This window comes from Floridaenema aerugineum BLCC-F46, from assembly GCF_041929345.1.
Lineage (GTDB): Bacteria > Cyanobacteriota > Cyanobacteriia > Cyanobacteriales > Aerosakkonemataceae > Floridanema > Floridanema aerugineum.
Window position 1 is genome coordinate 1 of sequence record NZ_JBHFNQ010000172.1, and the last position, 2,163, is coordinate 2,163.

Here is a 2,163-nt window from a genome sequence, read left to right on the forward strand (position 1 = left end):
AAAAGAATGTTAATGGATCTGAAATTTGGGTTCCAAAGATCAATCGTACCCAGATCGAAGTTTTAGCTATTGATGAAAATACAGCAGCTTCTATGGCGCTGATTTATCGCAAGATTGCAGAAATCCAAATTGATTTGATTAGGATGCGAAACACCGAACCGCCGATCGCTGTTATTCCAGAATGGTGGCAGGTGAGGATTGGGTCCGATCGCCCGCAACTCTCAGTGGTTTATGCTGGCAAAAATGGTAGAGGTAATTTCACCAACTCTAGATGGAATCTCGTCATTCCCCATTACAACGGGAATAAAAACCCAAGATTACCCACATATACTAAAGGAAACATTGAGGGGATTTTAACGCTTTCTGACAATTCAAAATTAATCATTAATGCTAAATCAGCAGAAGAGTGCGAAAGGGTTTTAAATGCTTTCAAATCTTTTATTGATCCTGCGTTTTTAAGAGGAGCGCACATGAAAATAGGAGAAAGAAAAGGATTCAGACTTAGGCAGCAATTAGTTGTCCCCACGATTATTCGATTTTTTAGTCAAGGTCAAAGAAACCTATCGCCAGATTGGGTATCCGATTTAAGAAATGGGTGATTCTGGTTCATAAGTTCTAAATTTATGCCTCTAGCAGCTATGTCCATGTATGAAGGTGTCTTCGGGGTTAATCCCGAAGACATCTTCATAATTCCTTTAATTAAATTTAAGGACGCAATGAATACAATAAATGTAATGCGTTTATTTTTCTTATGGCTGCTGCAATAACAACCACTTCCACAACTTTAGAAGGTCAACTTTTTGAGGTAGCAAATGCTCTGCAAGCATCTGAGCTCGCGTTACCCGAAGCATCTCGCCCCAATAGAATAAGTATTGCTTACGATACTGAAAACCTTGGTGTTACGATTTCCGTAAACTTTAGTGTAAACAATACTGTTAGTGGAAGTCAAAGTACGTTCTCTCCAATTGCTTACTTACCATAGAAGGAGATAAGTTATGGCGGGGAAAAAGCTTGGGCCAAGGGTCACAGTATTTTTTGGGACTAGGAAAGTTAAATACAAGGGTAAAGCGACAGACAAAAAACTTTATATTTACCCTTTAAAGTCAATAGCAGACTATTACGGCATAAAAGCAGAAACTAGTCCTTATCTCACTACTAAGCGTAAAGGATCTAACGGTGCGGTACAGGTCAGAGTACGAGGAGCAACTGATGCAGCCGTCAAGATTCCCAAGGGAACTCCCGCTGCTGGAAAAGCACAAAACTGGGCATCTATTCCAGTACCGGGCCCAGCAGATGCAAAGATGATTGAAAGTTTTTTAAAGACAAAAATAACTCAAAACAAGCCAACTAAGTATATCTCTCGCAATGGAATGACGCTTTTTTTGTCTTAAAATGGAATGGAAAGGATATCAATCAAGATATCTTTTTTTTTAGGAAAAACTATGGAAAGGAAAAGGGTTGTCAAAACTGTAAAAAGCGGAGAAATTCGGGCTGAGGTAGGGGCTGATGGGTTACATATTGTTTTCGATTGTGATTGCTTGGATGCTAATAATATCTGTAAAAGCAATTGCTGTTCGATGCCGGGAATTAATGTTACCGCAGAAGAGTTTCATCGAATTTCTGCAATAAATCCTAAATTCATTTTTTTTAATGAATTATCAGAAGAATATGAAATGCAGCGAGAAAGCGATGGATATTGTGCTGCTTTAAATAGAGAAACAGGTTTGTGTTCAATCTACGATTCTCGTCCTAAAGTTTGCCAGGTTTTTCATTGTAGTAGAGGGTTACAACGTGGATGGAAACCTGTTATTAGTCGTGTAGTTTTTTAGTGTTTTCTAGCTCCACTGCTTTATAATTCGAGTTATTTCCTCTGGGGTTTTGCCACGTTGGATTAAAGTTTCAACTTCCACCCAGCGAGTCCGCGTCCGCTGGGTGTTAGCGTTTCCTCCGGGAATGTGTACAGTTTTTTTAGACCCGGTGACTTTGTTGAGTGAGTAACAATACCGGACGTAAGTATGATTACGGCGTTCGTAGGTTTCAGTCCATTGGTACAGTTCACCCGTACTTCCATTTTGCCCCTGTGACAGTTCACCCGTTGTATCACTGTTATACAACGGGTGAACACTTTGGGAACTTACGGGTGAATTTACGGGTGAACTGTCA

At 39.9% G+C, this 2,163-nt stretch carries 4 protein-coding genes and 2 pseudogenes; 5 read left to right on the plus strand and 1 reads right to left on the minus strand.

Translation table 11 applies throughout. The features are described 5' to 3' along the window. The 5 genes and pseudogenes from ACE1CC_RS22530 to ACE1CC_RS22550 all read left to right on the plus strand — a co-directional run. Positions 1-599 (plus strand): annotated as a pseudogene (locus ACE1CC_RS22530) (hypothetical protein); the annotation flags it as partial. Positions 600-623: 24 nt separating this feature from the next. Continuing rightward, positions 624-767 (plus strand): hypothetical protein, encoded by a 144-nt coding sequence (locus ACE1CC_RS22535; RefSeq protein ID WP_413272681.1) that lies wholly within the window; start codon positions 624-626, stop codon positions 765-767. Beyond that, on the plus strand, positions 752-982 hold the full coding sequence (locus ACE1CC_RS22540; RefSeq protein WP_413272682.1) for a hypothetical protein: 231 nt from the start codon (positions 752-754) through the stop codon (positions 980-982). Before ACE1CC_RS22535 ends, ACE1CC_RS22540 begins: the two co-directional genes overlap by 16 nt. Positions 983-995: 13 nt before the next feature. Then, positions 996-1,391: a hypothetical protein gene (locus ACE1CC_RS22545; RefSeq protein WP_413272683.1), complete on the plus strand. Its 396-nt coding sequence runs from the start codon at positions 996-998 to the stop codon at positions 1,389-1,391. 51 nt (positions 1,392-1,442) lie between these two features. After that, positions 1,443-1,829: a YkgJ family cysteine cluster protein gene (locus ACE1CC_RS22550; protein WP_413272684.1), complete on the plus strand. Its 387-nt coding sequence runs from the start codon at positions 1,443-1,445 to the stop codon at positions 1,827-1,829. 6 nt (positions 1,830-1,835) lie between these two features. Here ACE1CC_RS22550 and ACE1CC_RS22555 read toward each other — a convergent pair. Next, a pseudogene (locus tag ACE1CC_RS22555) lies at positions 1,836-2,163 on the minus strand (hypothetical protein); the annotation flags it as partial.

What these genes read in the sequence shown, in the direction of transcription:
- ACE1CC_RS22545 (WP_413272683.1), top strand. Translation starts at nt 996, where the DNA reads ATGGCGGGGAAAAAGCTTGGGCCAAGGGTCACAGTATTTTTTGGGACT.
- ACE1CC_RS22535 (WP_413272681.1), top strand. Translation starts at nt 624, where the DNA reads ATGCCTCTAGCAGCTATGTCCATGTATGAAGGTGTCTTCGGGGTTAAT.
- ACE1CC_RS22540 (WP_413272682.1), top strand. Translation starts at nt 752, where the DNA reads ATGGCTGCTGCAATAACAACCACTTCCACAACTTTAGAAGGTCAACTT.
- ACE1CC_RS22550 (WP_413272684.1), top strand. Translation starts at nt 1,443, where the DNA reads ATGGAAAGGAAAAGGGTTGTCAAAACTGTAAAAAGCGGAGAAATTCGG.